The organism is Bacteroidetes bacterium GWF2_43_63, assembly GCA_001769275.1.
In the GTDB taxonomy this organism is placed as follows: Bacteria; Bacteroidota; Bacteroidia; order Bacteroidales; family DTU049; genus GWF2-43-63.
In genome coordinates, this window is the sequence record MEOQ01000014.1 from 15,859 (window position 1) to 40,166 (window position 24,308).

General features: G+C 42.9%; 17 protein-coding genes. 11 read left to right on the forward strand and 6 right to left on the reverse strand.

Translation table 11 applies throughout. The features are described from left to right. Positions 1–132 precede the first annotated feature (132 nt). Both A2W93_07910 and A2W93_07915 read left to right on the forward strand, forming a co-directional pair. Positions 133–870 carry a hypothetical protein gene (locus tag A2W93_07910; protein OFY55540.1) on the forward strand — a complete coding sequence of 246 codons (738 nt, stop codon included), beginning with the start codon at positions 133–135 and terminating at the stop codon, positions 868–870. Between the two features lie 12 nt (positions 871–882). Then, the gene (locus tag A2W93_07915; GenBank protein ID OFY55541.1) at positions 883–1,824 is read left to right on the forward strand and encodes a hypothetical protein; all 942 of its coding nucleotides are present in this window, start codon (positions 883–885) and stop codon (positions 1,822–1,824) included. Between the two features lie 214 nt (positions 1,825–2,038). Here A2W93_07915 and A2W93_07920 read toward each other — a convergent pair whose 3' ends face one another. Then, positions 2,039–5,596, reverse strand: a complete 3,558-nt coding sequence (locus A2W93_07920; protein OFY55542.1) for a hypothetical protein — start codon at positions 5,594–5,596, stop codon at positions 2,039–2,041. 11 nt (positions 5,597–5,607) lie between these two features. Then, complete coding sequence (locus A2W93_07925; protein OFY55543.1) at positions 5,608–6,933, reverse strand: hypothetical protein; 1,326 nt, start codon at positions 6,931–6,933, stop codon at positions 5,608–5,610. A gap of 333 nt (positions 6,934–7,266) precedes the next feature. On the opposite strand from A2W93_07925, the gene A2W93_07930 reads away from it, so the two are divergent. From A2W93_07930 to A2W93_07965, 8 genes are all read left to right on the forward strand, one after another. After that, the gene (locus A2W93_07930; protein OFY55544.1) at positions 7,267–8,571 is read left to right on the forward strand and encodes a hypothetical protein; all 1,305 of its coding nucleotides are present in this window, start codon (positions 7,267–7,269) and stop codon (positions 8,569–8,571) included. Between the two features lie 21 nt (positions 8,572–8,592). Next, positions 8,593–9,219 (forward strand): hypothetical protein, encoded by a 627-nt coding sequence (locus A2W93_07935; protein ID OFY55545.1) that lies wholly within the window; start codon positions 8,593–8,595, stop codon positions 9,217–9,219. Between the two features lie 214 nt (positions 9,220–9,433). Next, positions 9,434–10,291 carry a hypothetical protein gene (locus tag A2W93_07940; protein OFY55546.1) on the forward strand — a complete coding sequence of 286 codons (858 nt, stop codon included), beginning with the start codon at positions 9,434–9,436 and terminating at the stop codon, positions 10,289–10,291. Between the two features lie 137 nt (positions 10,292–10,428). Further along, positions 10,429–10,956, forward strand: coding sequence for a chloramphenicol acetyltransferase (locus A2W93_07945; GenBank protein ID OFY55621.1), 528 nt, complete (start codon positions 10,429–10,431; stop codon positions 10,954–10,956). Positions 10,957–11,531: 575 nt separating this feature from the next. Further along, positions 11,532–14,003, forward strand: a complete 2,472-nt coding sequence (locus A2W93_07950) for a hypothetical protein (GenBank protein ID OFY55547.1) — start codon at positions 11,532–11,534, stop codon at positions 14,001–14,003. A gap of 4 nt (positions 14,004–14,007) precedes the next feature. Then, positions 14,008–15,072, forward strand: coding sequence for a GDP-mannose 4,6-dehydratase (locus A2W93_07955; protein OFY55622.1), 1,065 nt, complete (start codon positions 14,008–14,010; stop codon positions 15,070–15,072). A gap of 8 nt (positions 15,073–15,080) precedes the next feature. Beyond that, entirely contained in the window at positions 15,081–16,004 is a 924-nt protein-coding gene (locus tag A2W93_07960) for a GDP-fucose synthetase (protein OFY55548.1), read from the forward strand. 1 nt (position 16,005) lies between these two features. After that, positions 16,006–16,779, forward strand: coding sequence for a hypothetical protein (locus tag A2W93_07965; protein OFY55549.1), 774 nt, complete (start codon positions 16,006–16,008; stop codon positions 16,777–16,779). Positions 16,780–16,812: 33 nt separating this feature from the next. Here the strand turns inward: A2W93_07965 and A2W93_07970 are convergent, their stop codons facing one another. The 4 genes from A2W93_07970 to A2W93_07985 are packed head-to-tail and all read right to left on the reverse strand — an operon-like array spanning position 16,813 to position 21,295. Next, positions 16,813–17,820, reverse strand: coding sequence for a glycosyl transferase family 2 (locus tag A2W93_07970; protein ID OFY55550.1), 1,008 nt, complete (start codon positions 17,818–17,820; stop codon positions 16,813–16,815). A gap of 3 nt (positions 17,821–17,823) precedes the next feature. Beyond that, positions 17,824–18,519: a tRNA (adenosine(37)-N6)-threonylcarbamoyltransferase complex dimerization subunit type 1 TsaB gene (locus A2W93_07975; GenBank protein ID OFY55551.1), complete on the reverse strand. Its 696-nt coding sequence runs from the start codon at positions 18,517–18,519 to the stop codon at positions 17,824–17,826. A gap of 2 nt (positions 18,520–18,521) precedes the next feature. Then, the gene (locus A2W93_07980) at positions 18,522–19,859 is read right to left on the reverse strand and encodes an efflux transporter periplasmic adaptor subunit (protein ID OFY55552.1); all 1,338 of its coding nucleotides are present in this window, start codon (positions 19,857–19,859) and stop codon (positions 18,522–18,524) included. A gap of 17 nt (positions 19,860–19,876) precedes the next feature. Further along, positions 19,877–21,295 (reverse strand): hypothetical protein, encoded by a 1,419-nt coding sequence (locus tag A2W93_07985; GenBank protein OFY55553.1) that lies wholly within the window; start codon positions 21,293–21,295, stop codon positions 19,877–19,879. 658 nt (positions 21,296–21,953) lie between these two features. Here A2W93_07985 and A2W93_07990 point away from each other — a divergent pair. After that, positions 21,954–24,302, forward strand: coding sequence for a hypothetical protein (locus tag A2W93_07990; GenBank protein ID OFY55554.1), 2,349 nt, complete (start codon positions 21,954–21,956; stop codon positions 24,300–24,302). Positions 24,303–24,308: the final 6 nt, after the last annotated feature.

Below are 24,308 nucleotides of genomic sequence, written 5' to 3' on the forward strand. Positions count from 1 at the left end.
AAGGTAATTCCGCTCACACATTGGCATGTTACACTAATCATGAAATATGTTACATGATTAACAGATTGGATGATGCCCGCAACGAATGGAAAAAGTAAAACCGGGAAATCAAAAAAATCGTAAGTTTGCCGCTTGAAACTCAAAGCAGTAATACCAAATATTTTCACAGCCGGCAATATGTTGTCCGGTTTGAGTGCTATTGTAATTGCGCTCGGGCCCTGGTATTATATTGAATATGCGTTTTATTTCATTCTGATTGCAGCAGCGTTCGATCTTTTTGACGGAATTGTTGCACGCCTGTTAAAAGCACAATCAGCTTTCGGTAAAGAATTTGATTCGCTTTGCGATGTGGTTTCATTTGGAGTAGCGCCTGCCATCATTACCATCAGAACCATTCAGCAATATTCAGAGCCATGCAACGATCTGTGGTGCCAGCAAACATTGCTGTTTATCGCACCCATGATTTTCGCGCTGGCTGCAGGAATCAGGCTTGCATGGTTCAATACCGACGAACGTCAGACTAAAAGTTTTCTTGGACTACCCTCGCCTGCAGCAGGAATGGCACTTGCATGCACCAGTCTGTTCTGGGCAGAATTATATGGCGAAGAAAAAGTACTGGTAATTCTAACATTCGCATCATTTATTTTTGCAGTTCTGATGCTCCTTCCGATTCCACTGCTTTCACTTAAGCTCAACGATAAAAAAAGCATCACGCTGGCTATAGTTCTTTTACTGGTTGCTGTTCCAATGTTTATATTCCTGCAACTGGCCGCCATTGCACCATTGATAGTGGTTTATTTACTTGCCTCACCCATCATCGGATATTTCGCAAAAATGTTTTCGAAGTCTGATGACACTAATCTTTCCTGAAAACTGCTCCGTATGAAATTGCCTCAGAAACGTTTTATTTGCATCGGTGAAACCGTTTACGATATTTTGTTTAAAGAAGATAAGCCCATTGAAGGAACCCCTGGTGGCGCTATGCTCAATACATCCGTGTCGCTCGGACGCCTGGGCGAAAACGTAGTGCTGGTGGGCGATTACGCAAAGGATGCCATCGGAAGACTGATCGAAAAATTCCTTGTTCGCAATCAGGTCTCGCTCGATTTCATGAAAAGCTACGACAATGGATTATCGCGCATTGCCATTGCCGTTTTAAACGAAAACAACGATGCAGAATATTCATTTTATAAAATCAGAAAAGAAGGGCAAGCCGAATTAATTTATCCGGATCCTGATAAAAATGATCTGATTATGTTCGGAAGTTTTTACGGAATTAAGGAAGAAATTCGTGAAGGGTTGACATCCTTTCTTCATCGTTGCCGTGAATCGGAGAGCATTGTCTTATATGATCCGAACTTCAGAAAAAATCACATGAAAATCAAGGATCAGGTAATGCCCATGATACAGGAAAACATGCGTCTGGCGCACATTACCAAGGGATCGGATGAGGATTTCAATAATATTCTTGGTACAAATGATCCGAAAATTGTGTACGATTTTGTGAAAACGCAGGGCGGACATGTACTTATTATGACAGCCAATAAATATGGGGTAACTCTTTGTACGCCTCAGATTCATAAACACTATCCGGTGAAAGATATTCCGGTAATCAGCACCATTGGAGCCGGCGACACTTTCAATGCGGGACTGCTCTATGCATTGAGCCATACACATATTTCGCCCGCTGATCTTGAAACATTACCAGAAAAAAACTGGGACAAAATAATCCGCACCGCCATTCAGTTTGCCGAGCATGTGTGCATGAGCTACGAAAATTATTTGTCGTGGGATTTTGCGCGCGAAGTTGAGAACGGTCACTGAGCAATATCCGAGGCTGTCTCAAATCAACATCTTCTTAAAAAACAATATTCCATCGTCCGAATGCGACGTAGATGCGTGAGGATATGGAATCGTTGTTTTTTAAGCTGTTACGACGATTCCATATCCCGGCCTGAGCCAATTTGTCAAATACAAAGCAGGCCGGAATATGGAATATCGTAACGATTATTAGTTTTGAGACAGCCTCTGTTTACTCCTACCTGCTCAGCTCCCAAATTACTTTTCCGTCAAAACGGATATAGCCGGTTCTATCAAGATAATTCACTCTGTACACTCCCTGCTGCACCCGCTCAATTCGCGTGAATTGTGGCGAAACATGATATTGCCCGTATACATCTGAGAAACCATACATACCATTGGCCGTAGCAATGAAGCGGCCGCAGGAGGGCATTGAAATATCGCTCCATTTACTGAACGGATAGGAAATTCCAGTCTCGAAGTTATAAAGATAATAACCATCGCGATTCAGAATGTAGATTTTATTACCCGCATTGCGTGGCTTTACAGTGCCGGAAAAATATTCCTTTCCTGTTTTATCAACAAGTATGAAGAGACTTCCCTGCCTGATAGTCGCAAGTCCGTTCTCATCAAATGACGAAGTTGCGGTGAGACGATTGCGATACAAAATTAATTGAATATTTCCGGTAGTATCAATCACATATGTTTCATCCTTCGTAGAAACGATAGCAAGATTTTGCGCAAACGATGCGGCCTTGTTATATGGCCCCAGCAGCTTGTTTCCGGCAAGATCGTAATAATATAACCGACTTTTCTTTGTGACCAGAACTCTGTCATTGCCCACCAGCAGCGGTCTGTCGGAATTAAATGCACAGACTTCAGTTCCATCCGAACGAATTAAAACAAAGCCGAGCCCTTTCTTTATGCTGTAATAACCGTCGCCGGCATCGGAAATTACTTTGGATTTTTTTGTTATGATTTCCCCTTCTGCGTTTACAAGTTGTGACGTTTTTCGTGAAATAATACGGTTGTTATTGGTGTCCGGCGGCGTTATACGATTGTATCTGCATTTCAATAATTCTTTTCCTGATCTGTCAATCAATCCAAATCCATTCTTGTTGAAAACAACAGCTGATCCGTTAATAAACGGATTAGCACGGAGCCATGCGGGTTTGATAACAACAGTGCCTGATTCATCAATGTATCCGAACAAATTGCCTGGTTTCACAGGGGCCAGTCCTTCGCTGAAATCAAGTGCCTCTCTGTAAGCCGGCTCTATGAGCCATTCCCCGTCGGTGCCAATATAACCGAATCGGCCACCTTTTATTGTAACTGCAGCTTTCCCTTCGGAAAATGATGAAGCTTTCCGGAATTTATTTTCAATAACCATGTTTCCCTGCCGGTCGATATAGCCATAGCGCGAGCCCTTTTTTACCATGGCCAGATCTTCTGAAAACGGCAATACGCGCGAATATACAGTGTCGGAGATGACATGACCGGTTGAATCAATATAGTACTGCATTCTGCGGCTCACAAAAGTCAGCATGTTGCAATATCGCTGTATCTGCGACTCCAAAATGGAAGGGTAGCTGTATTTGTGCACAAACAACGGTCGTGCATTTCCAACCGGAATGTTATTCAACCCCGGATCGAGACGGCCGGCGAGGCCTTTCTGCAGAACCAGCGAATCGGCATCCGGTGCAAAAATGAACAGCTTTTTATTTTTCATTGCCGCGATGGTGAATGCATCGACTGGCTTCAGAAAAGTTGTGAGCGGAGTGAAAGCAGCACTCACATTGCAAATGCGTTTATCGGTGCTTTTCTGTTTTTTTTCAGCAACATAGCATGAATCGAATCTCCAGACTTTTGCATTGCCGCGCCAGGCATCGATGAACTGAACCGATGGACGGTAAGTAGCACCGGTATATGATACTGTGCGCCAGTTTCCGGCTGTATCGATGGCAACGGCGAAATTTCGGTCAGAATTATAATACGGCGTCATCGTATTGCGGTTACTCTCCAATAATTGCCGCTGAAAATGGTTGAAATAAATGAACATGAATTCACTTGGAGCTATTATTCTTGAAGTATTATGATCAATAACACCAAATCGGATGCGGCCCATGAAGGTAAGTGGCCCAATCCTGAAGTAGCTGGTGTCACCGAAAATTCCTGTCAATGAAATATTACGGAGCTCATCCTTTTTTGCATAATCGTAGATGGGTGGTACAAAATATCGGTCATTGACGGCATCATACAACCCGAATTTTTTCAATACCGAATCGCGCCGCCAGGCAAGCGCTATACGCGAACCGGCTGTGCCAATCAATGAAGTCACTTGCGATCCCGATACTTCTAACCTGCGATAGTTGCTGAAATTCAGCAGGGGTTCGAGTGTTGAGCCATCCCAACTAAAAAATTCCATCACCCCGCCCCGTGCGCATTTCATGCGCGAGTTTCGCAAGGTTATTTCATCGTAACACAATTCAGTCAAAACATTTCCTCTCGAATTCATAACACCGCAAAATCCGTTGTTATAAACCTTCCACAACCCATCAGGCATCGGGCGGATGTTAGAATAAAGCGGATCGCATATTCGGTTGCCGGCTGTGTCGAGCAGCATAAATTTTTCAAAGGATACTCCGGCTATTATTCCTCGGCCGTCAATCATGTCAAGCCGAAAATACAAATTGTCATTGATCTGTTTGAAATTTTCATCCAGCAACCTGTATCCATCCGGATCGGTGAGTGCGACTGTCCATCGTTTACCTGTAACAGTATCCGTCATTGTGCGAAAACTTTTATAGACCGGGCCTAAAATTTCACCGCGCCCAGGTTTATACAAACCGCGCAATCCACTCATTCCAATAACAAAGATACTATCCCGAAAATAAAAAAGTTCCTCGTATTTCTGTTCGGTCAAAGGAATTCCCTCTTTGCTCAAAAGCCAATTGTAACCCGTATTCACAATGAAATTATCATCAATCGCAGTTGAAGTAATATCGGCCTCACTCAAATCCAATTCTAGTTTTCTATCACTGTAAACCGAGTGCCATTGACGGCCTGATGCCGAATAGAGTGAGTAAAAAGGAGTGGCTCTAATTTCATTTATTCCTTCGAGAAGGAACTTTGCGCGTGCATTGGCGCCTAAACGAATTACCTTACCGGAAGCCGTGTGCAGAATGGCCGTACTGTCGTTGTTGCGGAGTTCAATAAGTGCGTTGGCGGTAATATAATTGTCATATTTGTCGTCAATAACAGGTGCTCCGATTGGTGAAACAACGCCAAAATGAAAATCCCTGTTTTTGAAAATGTAAAAGCCGCGGTATTCAAGAACTTCATCCGAAGCAATTTCAACATCAAAAGCCCCTCTGCTGTTATAAACCGCAATTGAACTTCCATTTACGCAGAAGTATTTTCCATTTCCGGCTTTTCGTATGCTTGTATATTTTAGCGGAATAATGAGTTCCCCATTTTGATCGGCCACTCCGCTCATCCCGCCCCGGGTTACAATAAAACGTTCGGACGAGATGACTACGATGTCATCGTAAAAACCGGTAATCAGAGAAGAAGTTGCAGGCGAAAAAACAGCTTTGCCGGTAGGCCCTGTTACAACATATACGTTGAAAGCCCTGTCGTGATTTATTTCGGCAAACTGCGGCAGTAACACCACCGCTCCTGCAGTATCAATCAGGCCGTAATTCTGACTCTGCCTGACAATAAGCAACTGGCCGGATTGCTGACAGAATCCGGCCTTGAGAAGCAAGAGTAATAAAATTGCCTGAAGAATCCTCATGCAATGAAGAATCAGACTTGACAAATCAGGCCATTCAAATCCTCACGCGATTTTATTGGCATAGCTGTTTTCTGAAGCTCAAATTCAACAACCTCGTCTTCCTCGGCACGCAACAATACACCAACATCTTTGCCCACGTATGCCTCTCCCTGCTCATTTACAGCTACATACATCACTTTTTCACCCGTTGGCAGAAGGGTCGAATAATATGCATTTTCAGGCGTGCATTCCATGGTCACATTTCTTTCAATCAATACCTGATAAATTCTGATATCTTTATTCAATTCATTGCCATCGGCAAAGAAGCGGATTTTCAGTCTTTTCGGATTAAGAAATCTGAAAATCAGATCCCAGTTGCAGGTACCCAGCGAACTGATTTCCATGGTGCGCCGATAAACATTGCTGTATTCAATCAGACTTGCCGTCTGTTCACCCAGTTTTTGCATACTCTTGTCGGCCTGAGCAATCACATCGGCCTTATCTGATGGATCGACCGGAACTGGAACCACCGATGTTTTAAATGTACGCTCGGTACTTTTAAGCACAATCACATAAGCTCCGGGCTGGCTCTCATCGCGCGAAATCTGCGTATCGGGCCAGTTTAAATCAAAGATCCACTGTTCTTTTTCGGGATCAGAATACTTTTTATTGCCGCTGAATTTCCACATGATTTCCTTCATGTCGGCCAGCTCTTTATACATGGTATAGTTCACATTAATATCAAATACAAAATCATCCACTGTGCGGACATTCTTTTTCACATTGATACTAGCGTTCTCTTCAGTTTCGATTACCGGAGGTTCCGGAGCAAGTGGTTCAGCGTCCTGAGTAGTCAGATAGCGCCATTTACCCGCAACAGTATCGAACTGATAGAAGTTGAAGCCGGTGGTTTGATCGGCCCAGGGAGACGCCTGCGAAACGGTTACCGATTTGCCGTCGGCTATTTTCAACTTTTCGCCTTGAGGTGTTTCAGCATCGATGGTGAACATGCCGGCCGATTCAAAATAATGTGTCTCACCGGCACTGTCGTATTGCATCGGTATTCCACTGAGAATGACTTCGGCCTGATTCATATATTCCTCATATTCCACCTGGGCTTTACCTTTATAAGGTTTGTTGTCGGCGCCAGTGAGCGAATTTGCAGGAATAAAAATTGTACTGCCACTTTCTATTGTAAGCAGCGTGTCTTTGGTCGGGTCAATGCTGAATACATTTGTACCCATATCAACTTTTGCCACAGGAGGAGAGATTTTGCGGATCGCTGCATTCTTGTCGTTTCCGCAGGAATATGCAAATATTGATATTCCTAACAGTAAAACTAAAAACTTAGTATTCATAACTTCCTGGTTTATTTTTCTTGTTTGAACGGATAAAATTAAACTATTATTTTGCATTTGTCAACTATTCTTAATATTTCTTTAATATTTTAGTCTTTTTTTTACACATTTTATTCATCTATTTGATTTTCTGCCTCTTACGTTTTAACAAAAATAGCTTTATTTAACATAGTTAAGTTCTTTTTTACATGACAAATGAATATATGACTGAAAAATAGCAAAATAGATTAGTGGCATGATTTTTAATAAGCGACGGCGAAAAAATATCGGTGAAAATAAACAACTGGTGTTTTTCATTGAATAATTACCTAATTTTGTAAAAAAAGAAAAACCATGAAACACTTCCTAATCTTTCTGGCTGTACTATTTGTCAGCAGTATATCATTCGCTCAAATTGACATTGGTGGAAAAATAAAAGATAAGGCTCAGGAGCGACTGGAAAACAAGACCGACAAAACGATTGATAAGGGTTTTGATAAGACCGAAGAAGGCGTGAATGGCGTTTTCAAGAAAAAAGACAAAGAGAATGACAAAGATAAAAACAAGGACGGTGAAGGTGAAGGTGGAAACGAAGGAGTTGTTGAAGACAATGAGTCTGGTGATGAAACAGAGGGTGAAGCTGCCTCGGAAAATACTGTAAAGCTTGAAAGCTACTCACAATACGACTTCATCCCCGGTGACCAGGTGCTGTTTTTCGAGGACTTTTCGCAGGATGCCATCGGCGACTTCCCGGCACTTTGGACATCAAACAGCAGTGGGGAAGTAAAAACCGTCAATATAGCTCCAGGCAAATGGTTTCATTTGAATGGGGAAGATGCTACCTATTGTTTTTCAAAAGACATCGCATTTCCTGATAATTACATTATTGAATTTGATATAATTCCGGATGCAGTCTACGGTAGAGGTATTATGTTTACGCTCTATCAAACCGACCCCGACAATATGCACGAAATTGAAGATGCATTATATCCCGGACTATATGGATTGCATATTACCTTAGGAGCTAACGGATGGTATACTAAAGGGTATGGAGAAACTAAAGACTGGCTTGAAGGAAATGCATCAAAAAATCCTGTTGTAAAAGAAAAAGTCAATCATGTTACTATCTGGATTCAGAAGCGCCGCGTACGCATTTATCATTTGGGAGCTAAAGTCCTTGATGTACCAACCAATATTTATGCTGAAGGAAAATTCAATCGCTTCCGCTTTTTTGGATGGGATTGCAATAGTTTCCCGCTTGTCACCAATATTAAAGTTACTACAGCAGCACCCGATATGCGCAGCAAACTGCTGACTGAAGGAAAAATTATCAGCTACGGTATTTATTTCGATAGCGGTAAAGATGTTGTAAAATCAGAGTCCCGCGGATCGTTGAACGAAATTGCCAACATCCTGAAAGAAAATCCCGATATGCGAATTAAGGTAGTTGGTCACACCGACAGCGATGGTGATGACGCAATGAATCTCGACCTTTCAAAACGTCGCGCTGCCAACGTGAAAGAAGCGCTCGTTAAAGATTTTGCCATTGACGGGAACCGCATTGAAACAGATGGCAGCGGCGAAAGTCAGCCTATTGGCCCTAACGATTCCGTTGAAAATAAATCGAAAAACCGCCGCGTGGAATTTCTGAAACTGTAAACACTATTAAGACTATTAACCATGAAAAAATTCAGTCCGCTGTGGATATTGCTTGCAACATTAATTGTGTTTGCAGGCTGCAAAAAAGATGAACCGGGTCCAGACGATACAACGCCAACTACCCCAACCAACAGTGTTTTCACTTTCTACAAAGCAGGCGCCACCTGGACCTACGATACTTATGACTCAGACCCAGGCAGCCCTCATATTAACCAAACATACACCATCAACAGTATCAATGCTCAGAAATATGCAAATGTAACCTGGGAAATTGGTTGGGGTTATACAATAACTCAGGAATGGTTTGCCGACGACACCAAATTTTCGATGCTCTGTTCACAGGGTGGTGGAACAATGCTTGTGTTCTGCGATGCAAATCCAACTGTTGGCGAAAAATGGGGTGAAGCATTCCCCGACACCGTTGGTTTTATTAATGACTCCTGCTCCATTGTTGCATTAAACGAGACAGTAACAGTTCCCGCAGGCACTTTTACCGACTGTATAAAAATTCTTGAAACCACCGACCAGGACCCGATTTACTATAAGTATATCTGGCTGAGTCTGGCTCATGGAGTGATTAAAACCGAAGGCACTACGACCGAAGATTATCCGACTATTATTTATGAGGATTTGAGTTCACACAATTGAACCTCTGAAAATTGAATTCAAAAACGCTCCCTTCCGGAGCGTTTTTTTGTTTACACAAATCTGTGCAAGCCCTATGGATTAACCGAATATGAAATCATGGAAACAACACTCAGGAGTTCATCTGGGTGCATGTCTTAATTAGAGCTGTCAGAAATTACGCTGAGGAAAAAACAAAACAGAATTTCGTACATTTGCCCGAATATAAACTGCGTTTATGTATCCAAAACAACTCCAATGGTTTTACAATTCCATTGATGCTATATTCTCAATTTTCAGACTTCTGTGGCGGACTCGTTTCAAAAAAACAAAAAAAATTGAGACGACTCATCCAAAATGTCTGATATTGGGCAATGGACCATCGTTGACTTCAGCCCTGGAAAACTCAAAGGATGTTATTGGCAATTACGACCTGATTGCAATCAATTTTATGGGAACAACGCCCTTGTTTTCTGAGCTCAAACCATCAGTGTATATCTTATGTGATCCCGCTTTCTGGTTTGATGTCGCCGATGAAACACAAAAGAAAAAAGTATCTGATTTTTACCTCCATCTCTCCGACACAATCACCTGGAAAGTTCAATTGTATCTTCCCTGGCAAGCCAGTAAACAAAAAAATATTGCGCAAACCCTGAGTAAAAATCAGAATATCGAGCTTTGCTATTACAACAAAACAAATTTTGAAGGATTTCGTTTTCTGAAAAAATGCGTCTACCGAAAACAGCTTGGGATGCCGCGTGCACAGAATGTTTTGATTGCGGCACTGATGCTTGCCATTTATTCTTCCTACGATGAAATCTATCTGGCCGGAAGCGAAAACGACTGGCTCAAAAACTTGTGGGTAGATGACCTAAACAGGCTTCGCATTAATGATATTCATTTTTACGACCAGAAAGAAGCTTCGGAAAAAGCGCGGGTTATGCAACTCGACCTAATCACCATGCTGGCTTATCTGTATTATATGTTCAAAGGATACAAGGAAATCCGGGCTTTTGCTGACACCACAAAAAGTAAAATCTACAATTCAACCCCCGAAACTTTCATTGACGCTTTTGAACGAAAACCCTTGTCTTAAAACAGATCCATATGCTTCATAAAATAAAAGATCTTTTTCTTACATTTTTCAAATTTATGCGATTCCGCGAAAACAATGTTTTTTTGTCCTATTGCAGAACGGGATCTAAATCGTCAAAAAAGGGAAAACACACAAAGATTGACATCCCAAGCCACGTCAGAAATGCTGATATTGGCGATTACACGTATGTTTCAATGAACTCCTGGATCAACAACACCCGAATAGGAAAGTTCTGTTCGATTGGCCCAAATCTGTTGTGCGGCTGGGGAGTTCATCCCACGCAGGGAATCAGTACATCACCCATGTTTTATTCAACAAAAAAACAAAACGGGATCACCTTTAGTTCTACTGACAAGATTGAAGAGCGCGCGATTATTTCGATTGGCAACGATGTTTTCATCGGCGCAAATGTGACTATTCTCGATGGAGTTTCCATTGGTGATGGAGCCATTATTGGTGCCGGAGCCGTTGTTTCAAAAGATATCCCGCCATATGCAATCGCTGTTGGAGTACCGATTCAGATTGTAAAGTACCGGTTCAGCGAAGAACAAATTCAACAGCTGTTGAAAATTAAATGGTGGGATTTTGAAGAGTCAAAACTTAGAGATATTGAGAGCAATTTTTTTAATGTCGATGCGTTTCTTTCGAAAAATAAAGCTGACTGATAATGCGCATCCAGTTTTTTGTTCATTAAATGCGCCAGATACTCTTATCTGAATGAACAGGTTTACACAATACAATGACCTGAGTAAAACCGCAGGGCCGACGCATAAAAATGTTTGTGAATGCTTCTGATTAATGCAGCTGATGCCGACTTCAAGCGTGCAATTTTATACTTTTGTAACACAGAGTTTATAGGAGTACGCACAGAGTCGCACAGAGTAGATTTATTCAGGCAAAAGTCGATATCAATTACAGCAAAGTGAATTTGAAAGCGAGCTTTCAGAATTCGATATGCTGTAATTGATTAACACAACTACGTTGTGTCCTTTCCAATCGGCTTTTGTTTTTTATACTCCGTGGAACTCTGTGAAAAACTCTGGGTTACTCTGTGAACCGAGCACCAGCGGTGCGAGCTCATGAGCACCTTGCAAAAGTGATTTAATGAGCGAATAAACTACGATTCAGGATGTTTTTTAATTGGTTAAATGAGTTGGACCTGAGTAAAACCAGCGCAGTGCAATTTCTTTTGAATTAAAACCGTATTTTTGCAATCAATAACTCAGTAAACACACATCAGATGGAAAAAATCAATTTCAAAAAATGGCTGCCACACATTCTGGCCATAGCGTTGTTTATGCTATTAAGTGTCATTTACTTCTCCCCACTTGTGTTTGACAACAAAGAGTTGCCTCAGGGTGATGTTACAAGTTTTACCGGCATGGGTAAAGATCTGAGAGATCATCATGCGAAAACCGGCGAATACGCCCATTGGTCAAATGCCATGTTTGGAGGGATGCCTGCCAATTACACATATCCGGCTCCAATGCCAAATATATTCATGACGATCAGTAAGGCATTCTCATTCTACATTCCTCAATTGCACTTTGCTATTGTCTTTTTATATCTTTTGGGATTTTATATTCTGTTGATGTCAATTGGCTGTAAGCCATGGCTAAGTATTCTGGGTGCAATCGCATATGCATTTTCATCATACAACCTGATTATAATCGAAGCCGGGCACGTCAACAAAGCGCTGGCAATGGCCACCATGGCTCCGATAATAGGTGGTATTATTATGACTTATCGGAAACAATATCTGATAGGCCTTTTAACTACGCTTGTTTTTACAGGTGTTCACATCTACTACAATCATCAGCAGATCACCTACTATCTCTTGCTGATTATTGCCATCATGTTTGTTACATATTTTATTTATGCCATAAAAGAACATGCGCTGAAACATTTTCTGAAAATTTCGGCCATGTTGATTTTCGTTGCCGGAATTGCCATCCTGCCTTCGATGGGAAAAATGATTACCATCATGGACTACACCAAAGAAACCATGCGTGGTGGTGCAGTACTGAAAAATAATCCGTCCGGAAAGCAGGAAGGCACTGGTCTTGACATTGATTATGCCTATCAGTGGAGTTACGGAGCAGGCGAAACATGGACATTACTGATTCCGAATCTTTATGGTGGAAGTTCGAACTACAACATCGGCACTGACTCCGAAAGCTACAAGGCACTCAAAGGAACAGGTCAGGGAAAAAACTTCACCAAATATGCGCCTGCCTATTGGGGCGCACAGCCATTTACATCGGGACCTGTGTATGCCGGTGCCATTGTTTGTTTTCTGTTTGTTCTTGGGTTAATCATTGTAAAAGGAAAAGAAAAATGGTGGCTGCTATCGGCATCAATTCTTTCTGTCATGCTTGCCTGGGGTAAAAACCTGGAAGGGTTCAATCAGTTTATTTTCGACAATCTGCCATTGTATAATAAATTCCGAACACCGGCAATGGCGCTTATAATTGCAGGAGTGACCATGGCAATTCTTGCCGTATTGGCCATAAAAGAAATGATTGAACAACTAAAGGATGAAAATAAAAAGGATGCAATTCTGCGCAAACTATACATCGCGGGTGGCATTACCGGAGGGCTTACCTTAATTTTCGCATTATTTGGAGGCGGCTTGTTCAACTTCTCTGCAGCCGGTGATGAAAACTATCCGGAATGGCTGGTTGATGCACTGCGGGCTGACCGCAAAGCAATGATGGTTGCTGACGCCTGGCGCTCATTTGCTTTTATCGCGCTCGCTTTCGGCCTCATGTGGGCTTTTCTGAAATATAAATTCAGGGCAAACTTTCTTATTATTGGACTGACTGCACTGATTCTGGTTGACCTGTGGGTGGTGGATCGTCGCTTTCTGGGTTATGACAATTTTATTCCCAAGCGTAAATCCAATACCTATCAGATGACCGAAGCCGACAAAATGATTCTGGAAGATAAAGACCCGAATTACCGGGTGCTCAATCTGGCTTCAAGCACATTCAATGAATCAAACACTTCATACTATCACAAATCGATTGGGGGCTATAGCCCAGCCAAACTCAGACGTTATCAGGATATTATTGACTATCATTTTTCGAAAAATGTCAATGTCAATGTTCTGAATATGCTCAACACCCGATATGTTATCGTTCCCAACAGAGAAACAGGCGGCACAATTGTACAGAAAAATCCGGATGCACTGGGTAATGCATGGTTTGTCGATACACTAAAATGGGTCAATAGCCCCGATGAGGAAATTGTTGCCATCACCGATTTCAATCCACAAACAACTGCCATTATCGATCAGACCTGGAAAGAAAAACTCAGTAAACCTGAGTCTTTGCAGACAACTTCTGATAGCACAGCAGCCATTGTCATGATGGATTATTCGCCCGGTGCAATCAGTTACAAAACTACCAATACGAAAGAACAGCTGGCCGTATTCTCCGAAGTTTTCTACAAAACATGGAAAGCTACCATCGACGGCAAAGAAGTTCCTATTGTTCGTGTTAACTACATTTTACGCGGGTTGCAGGTGCCTGCAGGAAACCATGTCATTCAATTCACATGCAAAGATGAGCTTTACATAAAAGCACAAAAAATATCTTTCTGGGGATCTGTTATTGCAGGTCTGACACTGATTTCACTTATTGGACTGATGATATGGAAATGGATTCGCAGAGATAAAAAAACAGATGAACTAAATAAATCAATTGAATAAAATAATGAAGAAGATAGCACTGATTACAGGTATTACAGGCCAGGACGGATCGTATCTGGCGGAATTTTTATTGGACAAAGGTTATGAAGTTCATGGTCTCATGCGCCGCGCATCGTATTTCAACACAGGACGCATTGAACATCTTTATTTCGATGAATGGATTGAGGATATGAAGCATCAAAAAAAGCTCGAGCTTCATTACGGCGATCTTACTGATTCGTCATCGATCATCAGAATTATTCAGTCGGTAAAGCCGGATGAAATCTACAATCTGGCCGCACAGTCACATGTGAAAGTTTCGTTCGAAGTTCCTGAATATACAGCAGAAACCGATGCCATTGGAACACTTCGAATTCTGGAAGCAGTGCGCATTCTGGGGCTTGAAAAAAAGACAAAAATATATCAGGCCTCTACTTCTGAATTGTACGGAAAGGTACAGGAAGTTCCTCAATCGGAAAACACACCTTTTTATCCGCGCTCACCATACGGAGTTGCAAAACTGTACGGATTCTGGATCACAAAAAACTATCGCGAAGCATACAATATTTTTGCATCCAATGGTATTCTTTTCAATCATGAAAGCGAGCGTCGCGGTGAAACTTTTGTGACGCGTAAAATCACACTGGCAGCGGCCCGCATTGCACACGGACTTCAGAAAAAACTATATCTCGGCAATCTCAATGCCTTGCGAGATTGGGGCTACGCCAAAGATTACATTGAATGCATGTGGCTCATTCTGCAGCATGATACTTCTGAAGATTTTGTAATTGCAACCGGCGAAATGCATCCGGTACGTGAATTCTGTACACTCGCTTTTGCCGAAGCCGGCATTGAATTACGCTGGGAAGGTGAGAATGAAAATGAAAAAGGAATTGATGTGAAAACAGGAATTGTGTACGTTGAGGTTGACCCGAAATACTTTCGTCCTACCGAAGTGGAACAATTGCTTGGCGATCCTTCAAAAGCAAAAAAACTGCTGGGCTGGAACCCCACCAAAACCTCATTCAAAGAGCTTATTCGAATCATGATGAAACATGATCTTGAATTTGTACAAAAACATCATTTATAAAATCAGCCATGGAATTTAATGAGAAAATTTATGTGGCAGGGCATACAGGACTTGTCGGTTCAGCCATTGTAAGATCGCTCCAAAATCACGGATTCAATAATATTATCAGCAGAGATATTTCTGAACTTGATCTTCGGAATCAACAAGCAGTCAATGATTTCTTTGCTTCGGAAAAACCCGTTTATGTAATTCTCGCTGCTGCCAAAGTAGGCGGCATACACGCCAACAACACCTACCCCGCTGAATTCATTTACGACAATATGATGATCGAATTCAACGTGGTTCATGCGGCTTATAAAAATCAGGTAAAAAAACTTCTGTTTCTAGGAAGTTCATGCATCTACCCAAAACTGGCTCCACAGCCCATTAGTGAGGATTCTCTTCTGACAGGCTCGCTGGAACCAACCAACGAAGCATATGCCATTGCAAAAATTTCGGGACTTGAATTGTGTAAGTTTTATCGTCGTCAGTATGGATGCGATTTTATTTCAGCCATGCCAACCAATCTCTACGGCATCAACGACAATTTCGATCTGAACACATCGCATGTACTTCCGGCCATGATCCGCAAATTTCATGAAGCTAAAATTGAAAATAAACCGGAAGTTGTTTTATGGGGCACCGGAAAACCGCTGCGCGAATTTTTATATGTAGATGATCTTGCCGACGCATTGGTACATCTGATGCAAAATTATTCAGAAGAAATTCATGTAAACATCGGCACTGGCGAAGACCTTTCAATCAATGAACTTGCGCTGACTATAAAATCGGTTGTCGGATACGAAGGACAAATGGTGTACGACACAACAAAACCCGACGGCACCCCGCGCAAATTGCTTGATGTAAGCCGCCTCCACGCTTCTGGATGGAAACACACAACATCGTTGCGGGAAGGCATTGAAAAAGTATATCAATGGTACCTGAGCAAATAAAATGGCTGTAGTTTCTGTTATAACCATTACCTACAACGCAGAAAAGGTTCTTGAAAAGACCATTCAGAGCGTGCTTCAGCAAAAAAACTGCAGGATCGAATATATTCTTGTCGACGGAAGTTCAAAAGATTCAACAGTTGATATCATCCGCAAATATGAGCAGGAAGTTCAGCTAGGAAAATTTGAATGTGTCGTGCCATCTGCATTCCGTTGGATAAGCGAGCCAGACAAAGGTTTGTATGATGCCATGAACAAAGGTATGCAAATGGCCACCGGAGAATTCGTCTGGTTTATAAATGCCGGCGACAAAATATTTAATGAGCATACTGTTGAAAACATTGCAGCTTCCTTACACTTGAAACCCGCATCGGATGTGATTTACGGACAATCGCTCATTATTGATGAAAATGATCAGCCCTTGGGCGAGCGACATAAAATTGCTCCAGCCAATCTGAAAAAAAGACATCTTTTAAAAGGACTGGTAGTGTGCCATCAGTCAATATTGGTGCGGAAATCCGTGGCTCCATTTTATGATTTACAATATAAGATTTCAGCTGATTACGATTGGACAAACAAAGTTCTTTCTGTCTCGGAACACAATTTATTCATCAATGATTATATTTCCCGTTTCATGATTTCAGGTCTGTCAGCGCAGCACAGAAAAAAATCATGGAAAGAACGTTTTAAGATCATGAAAAAACATTTTGGGTTATGTCGCACCCTGTGGGCTCATTTTGTAATCGCGCTCCGGTTCCCGTTCTCGAAGAAATATTAACCCGTTTCAATTGTACCGAAACATCTGGAGTCTTTATTTATAAAACGAATTTCTGAAAGCTGAAAACTCGTCTTTCCGCAGTACGCAACGCTTCCAGAATGCATTGATGAAGCCGATTCCATAACCAATGAGCTGAATGAACGTGGCTGCAATGGAATAAAAAGCGATGACAAGGCTTTTGTTTTTAATCAGAGAATCAACGAATATCATCAGTACGTAAAGCGCAATTGGCGCCAGAATCCAGAAACTAAAAAATGATGCTGCTATCAATAATATCAGACCAATCGTAAATACCGATGGAAATAAATGCACAATTTTCAAGGAATCCGGATATTTTTTATACAGATTGATGCGTGCAATTCCGGAATTGTAAACCTGCTTGAAGAATTTTCTAAAATCAGTTCTGCGCTTGTGATACACCCATGCTTCGCGAATCAATACACATTTATACCCACCCTTAAAAATGCGAATACTGAAATCAATATCTTCGCCAAAACGCATTTTTGAAAAACCACCCAGCGCAAGATATACATCCTTCTTCACACCCATATTAAAGCTTCGCGGATAAAATTTATCAAGCTTCTTCCTCCCTCCACGAATGCCTCCCGTAGTGAAGAACGATGTCATGCCATAATTGATGGCCTTCTGAATTTTTGTAAAGGATGTATGCGCTCTGTCAGGGCCTCCGAATGCATCGACCGGAAATTCTTCAAGATATTTTCTCACAATCTCAAGATATCTTTGTGGTATTATACAGTCGGAATCAAGAATGATGAGATACTCTCCGCTACTGCGCTCTGCTCCATAGTTTCGGGATTGTCCCGGTCCAGAATTACTTTTTGAAAAATAACTGATTACAAGATTATCATCATACTTTTTGCAAATGTCTTCGCAAGGAACACTGGAACCATCTTCGACAATAATTACTTCAAAGTCGCGGTACGTCTGGGCTACCAGGCTTGCCAGCAGTTCATCCACTTCATCAGGCCTATTATAAACTGGTACTATTAAGGAGAAGTATGGTGTCATTTCAATTTGCATTAATTATTTCAGTCCTTTAATCACTGGTTTTCCTGGAATGAAGTCCTTGCCGTAGTTCGGCTCAAAATATGCGGTGTTTTCGAAATCCAACTTCTGAAACTTTTCAAAAGCCAGGCTGCATGCGAAAGCTGCGCGGTGCATATTTTCATTCAGAAAAACAACATTGCTGAAAGTTGAATACAATGCTTTCAATTTTTCTGCACCAGTACCGGCAAGAAATACTTTCCTGTCTGCAAATTCATCAAGACTTGATTCGTCCATAATCCAGGGTGTTGATGGCCTGACTTCATTTAGCGAAGCATCGTAGAATGCTGCGAATGCTTCCATACGACGCGCATCAATCAAAGGGATCAGCAAATCAGTACCTGTTGCTTTTGAAATTTCTTTCATCCCGAAAGCAGCTGAATGCAGCGACCCGACAGCGATAAGCGGAATGCCGAGTGAATGACAAATTCCTTTGCCGGTGCTTACACCTATTCGTAATCCGGTGTAGGAGCCAGGTCCCGAGCTGACAGACACCGCACTAAGATCTGCTGGCACAACATTATTCTGCTTCAGAAGCGCATCTATCATTGGCATAAGCGTGGATGCGTGCGCCATTTCAGTTTCAGCAACAACTTCCTCCATCAGCAATCCATCGCGGCTCAGCGCCGCTGAACAGACCTGTGTGGCTGTTTCTATGTGAAGAATAAGACTCAATGTTAGTTTACTTCAAAAAGATTTTTCCGATCAACCACTTCCACTTTTTCATCTCCCTGAAGCTTTTTGGCAATGGCGCTGTAAGGTGCAACAATAACAACTTCATCCTTTTTCAGTCCTTCAAGAATCTGAATATACTCATTGTCCTGCACGCCGGTCTTCACCGTTTTGCGTTTTGCAATGCCATTTTCAATCACAAAAACAAATTCTGTGACCGCGTCCTGATCATTCTTTTTTTCTTTTTTTTCTTTATCATCTGTCACTAAAACGTCTGATTCATCGCGCGTAGTAACGGATTGCACCGGCACAGACAAAACTTGTTTAACTTTCTCGGTCTGAATTTCAACCGATGCTGACATGCCTGGTCTGAAAGGAGAATAATCTATGGCGCCTTTGGGAATCATGTCGGCATACGACGATGAAAGAATTTGAATTGTAACATCGAAGTTACTAACCTGATCAGCACTGATGCCGCTAACGTTGGCCGAATTGCCGATTTCAGTCACAATTCCTTTGAATTTTTTATTCGGATAAGCATCGACATCAACAATAGCAGTATCGCCCAGAGACAAGCGTACAACCTCATTTTCGTTCACGCTGGCCATAACTTCCATTTCTGCCATGTCGGCAATTCGAAGAATTTCGGTTCCCGAACCAAATTGCGATGCCCCTGCAACCCGCTCCCCTACTTCAACATTGAGGGTGCTGATGGTTCCGTCGACCGGAGCAACGATGGTAGTCCGGGACAGATTTTTCGAAGCTTCACTCATGCTTGCCTGCGCACTATAGACATTGAATTTGGCCGCGTTTACTGTCTGTTTCGACGCTTGCACTTCGGCCTTCGCTACGTCAAATTGTGCCTGGGCAGCATCGAATTCAGCATTGGAAATCACCCCCTGATCAAACAGTGTTTTATTCCGTTTATACGAAGATTCGGTATTTAAAAACTGCGCCTCGGTCTGTGACAAACGAGCCTCAGCATTGGAAAGATTGGCTTTCTGCGAATTTACGTTGGCTGCAATCTGCTCATAGTTTGCCTGGTAAATATCAGGTTTGACGCGGGCCAGCACCTGGCCTTCCTTCACGAGGTCGCCCTCTTTTACAAGCAACTCAACTATTTCGCCCGAAACATCAGGGCTGAGTTTGACCTCGCGCACCGGTTGAATTTTCCCACTTGCAGAAACTGTTTCAATGATATCGCGGGAACTAACGTTTTCAACTGCGACCTTGATTGTCTCAACACCACCAATTACGCCAGTCTTACGCAGAATGACCAATAAAACCACAAGGCCAATAATACCCCAGATTATAATTCTTTTGTTCTGTTTTTTCAGTGCCATAGTTCTACTGATTTTTGTTACAACCTGATTTCTTTGCCGAGATAGTAGTCGAGAATTTTTGTGCGGAAAATGAATTCATATTTCGACTGAAGCATTTCCGATTTAGCTGTTGCAAGTTTATTTTTAGCATCGCTGTAATCAATGGGTGTTGCGAGTCCGACATTGAAACGTTGATCCATATATGAAAACGATTCTTCGAGCGCAGCCACCTGTTTTTTCGTTGCTGCATATTTTCGGTATGCACCCGATGCATCGGCATATGCCTGTTGAATTGTTTTCTGTAAATTCAATTTCTCCTGCTCAAAATTGATGGTGGCCGATTCAATGCTGATCTTTGCCTGACGTACAGCCAGCGTAGTATTCAAGCGGCTGAATATTGGTATCGTGAGCTGAAGCCCGACTGATTTATTGATGTTGTCGTTGATCTGATCCTGAAAGGGCGTTGTTTCATACGTGTAATCCAGCGAGGGCATCATTACATATTCAGTCAATGATTCACTGGTAAAACCAATCGTGTCAACACCATTGACATTATAACCGGTCATACGCCTGCTGGCTCCGGAATAGCCGGTGCCTAAGGAAGCGTTGAGCGAAAGTTGCGGATATCTTCCCGCACGGGCAACACCCAGATTGCGCTCTGCAATCTGAACTCTGTATTGTGAAGCCAGCAGCCCCGGCTGATTCTTCTCAGCAAAGGCATAAACATCGGCAGGATTCATGAGCAAAAACGAACTCGTGTCAAGCGTGCTTATGTCGGGAACAGCTATCTGAAAGCCGCTCACATCCTTAAGGTCGAGCATCTGCGCCAGCGTGAGTATGGACATTTCAAGCTGATTCTCTGCGCTTACTAACTGACTTTCTTCGGAGGCCGCCTGCGCTTCGATTGTAAGCAAAGCGCCCTGTGAAACTGATCCGGCTGCATACATTTTTCGATTTTTGTCAACCTGTAGTTGTGTTATTTCAAGTTGACTCTCTGCATTATTGACAAGTTCCATAGCATAAAGAACCTGAAGATAAGCAGTCGCAATGGAGAGCGATATATCATCCGAAGTCTGCTGTGCATCAAGCATGGCAGCTTCTGCTTCCAGCTGGCTTTTCTTGTATGAGTTTACGAGATTGAATCCGTTGAAAATCGTAACGTTCGCTCCAATATAGAAATTATTTGAACGAACACGGTCTGTTGCAAATTCATTGGTATACATATCCACCGTGCGTCCATAGTTGTAGGTATGCGTTGCACCGGCCGATACACCGGGGAGAAATGCCGCCTTGTCACGGGTCAGCGACAGCTTTGCCAATTCGGAATTCAGCTTCTGCAAACGAATAGTGAGATTGTTTTCTCTCGCATACTGAATGCAGGATTCAAGCGTCCAGACCGTCTGTCCTTCCACTGCGATGGCAGAAAGCAGCAGAAATATCAACAAAAGTCTTTTCATCAGTAGTTCTGTGTTAAGTGTAACAAAAGTACGAAATTAGGTGGTTATTCGTGTATGTTTCAAAATAATTATACAAAATCGGGTAGAAAAGAGCCTTGCGGCATAGGGCATGCGGCATGCGGCACACCCAACATTCTGTCGTCCGCAAGACATGGATTTGCAAATGGGAGCGGACACGGAATCGTTGGGTGCCAGGACTTTTCCCGCTGACGATTCCAGGTCAGCATGCTATGTGATCAGCCTAAATTGGCTGACGCTAAAAAAATGGTAGCGAAGCCAAGCTGTTGGTCGCTGAAATCCGCTCTGCACCGACGATTTCACGTCAGCAATGCTTCGATGTAAACCTGTTCTTGCTGACGGTAGAATGTCGGGGATCACCCAACATTCTGTCGTCCGCGTGACTTTGAATTATGCAGAGGAGCGGACACGGAATCGTTGGGTGCCAGGACTTTTCCCGCTGACGATTCCAGGTCAGCATGCTGTGATGTCAACCTTCTCTTGCTGACGCTAAAATGTCAGCAATTACCAAGCTGTTGTGGGCTGAAATCCTCACTGCAACGACGATCCCATATCCTCGGTTCAGTCGGACGATGGGATATCGTTGGGTGATTTTCATAACCACGGATTTTCATTACATTTGCTTTGCAAAAAATGAAATATGAAAACTTTCTTCATAGCGTTTCTGACGATCATCTGCTCAATTGCTGCATCAGCACAACAAAAATCGCCCGGCAGCGATAGTATTGATGTGATCAGATATTCCATCAATATTGATACGGTTAACATTGCCGGGCAGCAGATTTACGGTTACACCGATGTGTATTTTCAACCGAAAGTGAACAATTTGCAATTCATTCCGCTCGATCTGCTGGAACTAATTGTTGACAGCGTGTTTCTCGAATCAGCACTAAACACAACATGGACCTACAACGACACGCTGCTCATGATCCAGAGCCCGGTGCCAATGGCCATTAATGATACGCTGCATCTTAAAATTTATTATCACGGTCATCCGGTCATTGATCCCAGCGGCTGGGGTGGTTTTTATTTCCAGAGTCCCTATGCCTACAATCTTGGGGTAGGATTCGAAGACAACCCCCACAACTACGGACGCGTCTGGTTCCCATGCATTGATGATTTCACCGATAAGGCACTGTATGAATTGTATGTTCTGACCGATACCAATCAGATGGCCGTGTGCGGTGGAATGCTGCAGGATACAACACATCTGGAGTCTGGCGATCTGATCGCATGGCATTGGGTAATGTCTGAGCCGGTTCCAACCTATATCGTTTCAATTGCTGTTGGGCCCTACGTTTGCGTGACTGACACCTTTGCCGGCGTCAACGGGAATATTCCGATTGATATTTATGTTGCATCGTCTTATGTTGCCAAAGTTCCAGGCACATTTGTCAATCTCAAAAATATTCTGACAGCCTACGAAAACCGCTTTGGGCCTTACATGTGGGAGCGCGTAGGGTATGTTGGAGTTCCATTCAATGCGGGTGCCATGGAACATGCCATGAATATTGCACTGCCCAATGCCAGCATTACAGGCAACACAGCCAACGAATCGCTATGCGCCCATGAACTTTCACACCATTGGTTCGGGGATCTGGTGACGTGTGCCACACCCGAAGAAATGTGGATAAATGAGGGCTGGGCTGTTTTTAGTGAATTTATAATGAAAGAAAGTATATACGGAGTGCCCGCTATGCAGGAATACATCCGCAATGTACACGCCTCTGTGCTTAGAACAGCTCATGTTGATGATGGTGGTTTTTATCCGGTAGGCAATGTCCCGCACAATATCACGTACGGCACAACGGTGTACGACAAAGGCGCTCTGGTGGCGCATACCCTGAGAAACTATATTGGCGATTCCTTGTTTTTTCCAGCATTGAAAGTTTATTTCGATAGTCTGAAATATGGTAATGCCAGTAATAATCAATTGCGCGACATTCTCAGCGACGAAACAGGCATTGATCTGACCGACTTTTTCGACGCCTGGGTGCTGCGTGAAGGATTTCCGCATTTCGATGTTGATTCCATGCATGTAGCGCCAGCCGGAGCAAATTCAACAGTGACTGTATATTTGCGTCAGAAACTCTACGGAACCACACAGTTTGCCAACAGCAACCGCGTGGAACTGACATTTATGGATTCGCTGTGGAACACACACACCGTCACCGCCAGCTTCTCGGGCCAGAGCGGCACCGATGTGTTTACGGTTCCTTTTGCTCCTTCTGTTGTAATTGTTGACATGGATGAAAAAACTGCGGATGCAATTGTCAGCTATAACAAAATCATTACTGCGCCATCCACCGCTGTATTCAACTATGCTTTCGTTGATATTGTTGTAAATAGTCTTTCAGACAGCATTTTTGTCAGAGCTGAACACCACAAGGCTGCCCCGGATCCGCTTGTTTCAAATCCTGAAATTTTCCGTCTTTCGCAAAGCCGCTATTGGCGCGTTACGGGGATGATTCCGGAAGAAACAGACTATCAGCTGAAATTCGACTATAATCGCACTAGCAACTTTTATGACATAGAGTTACTGCCTGATAATGATTGCGTAGATTCGCTTGTGCTCGTCTATCGGCCCGGCCCGGGATTCGATTGGCAAATTTTCCCCTTCACAAAATCAGGAAACGACTACGCCGGCATGTTGACTACTGCTTATGGCCGCACAGGTGAATATGCACTAGCTGTCGGCGAACCCTTTCAAAGCGGAGTTTCTGAAAATGAGGGCACCCTGAAATTGAAATTATTTCCAAATCCATGCTCAGGCCTTCTTCAAATTGAAAATATTCCGGAAAGCTGTGCTGAACTCATCATCAGAGATTTCAACGGCAAGCTTTTGCTTAGACAATCTGTACCAAATGACGCGGCTTCAGCCAGCATCGATATTCGCAGCCTGGCTGCCGGAGAATACCTTGTCAGCTCAATCAGCCATGATGGCAAAGTGGAGTCGTGCTCGACCTTAACGGTTATCGGTGCGAAGTAGTTGTGA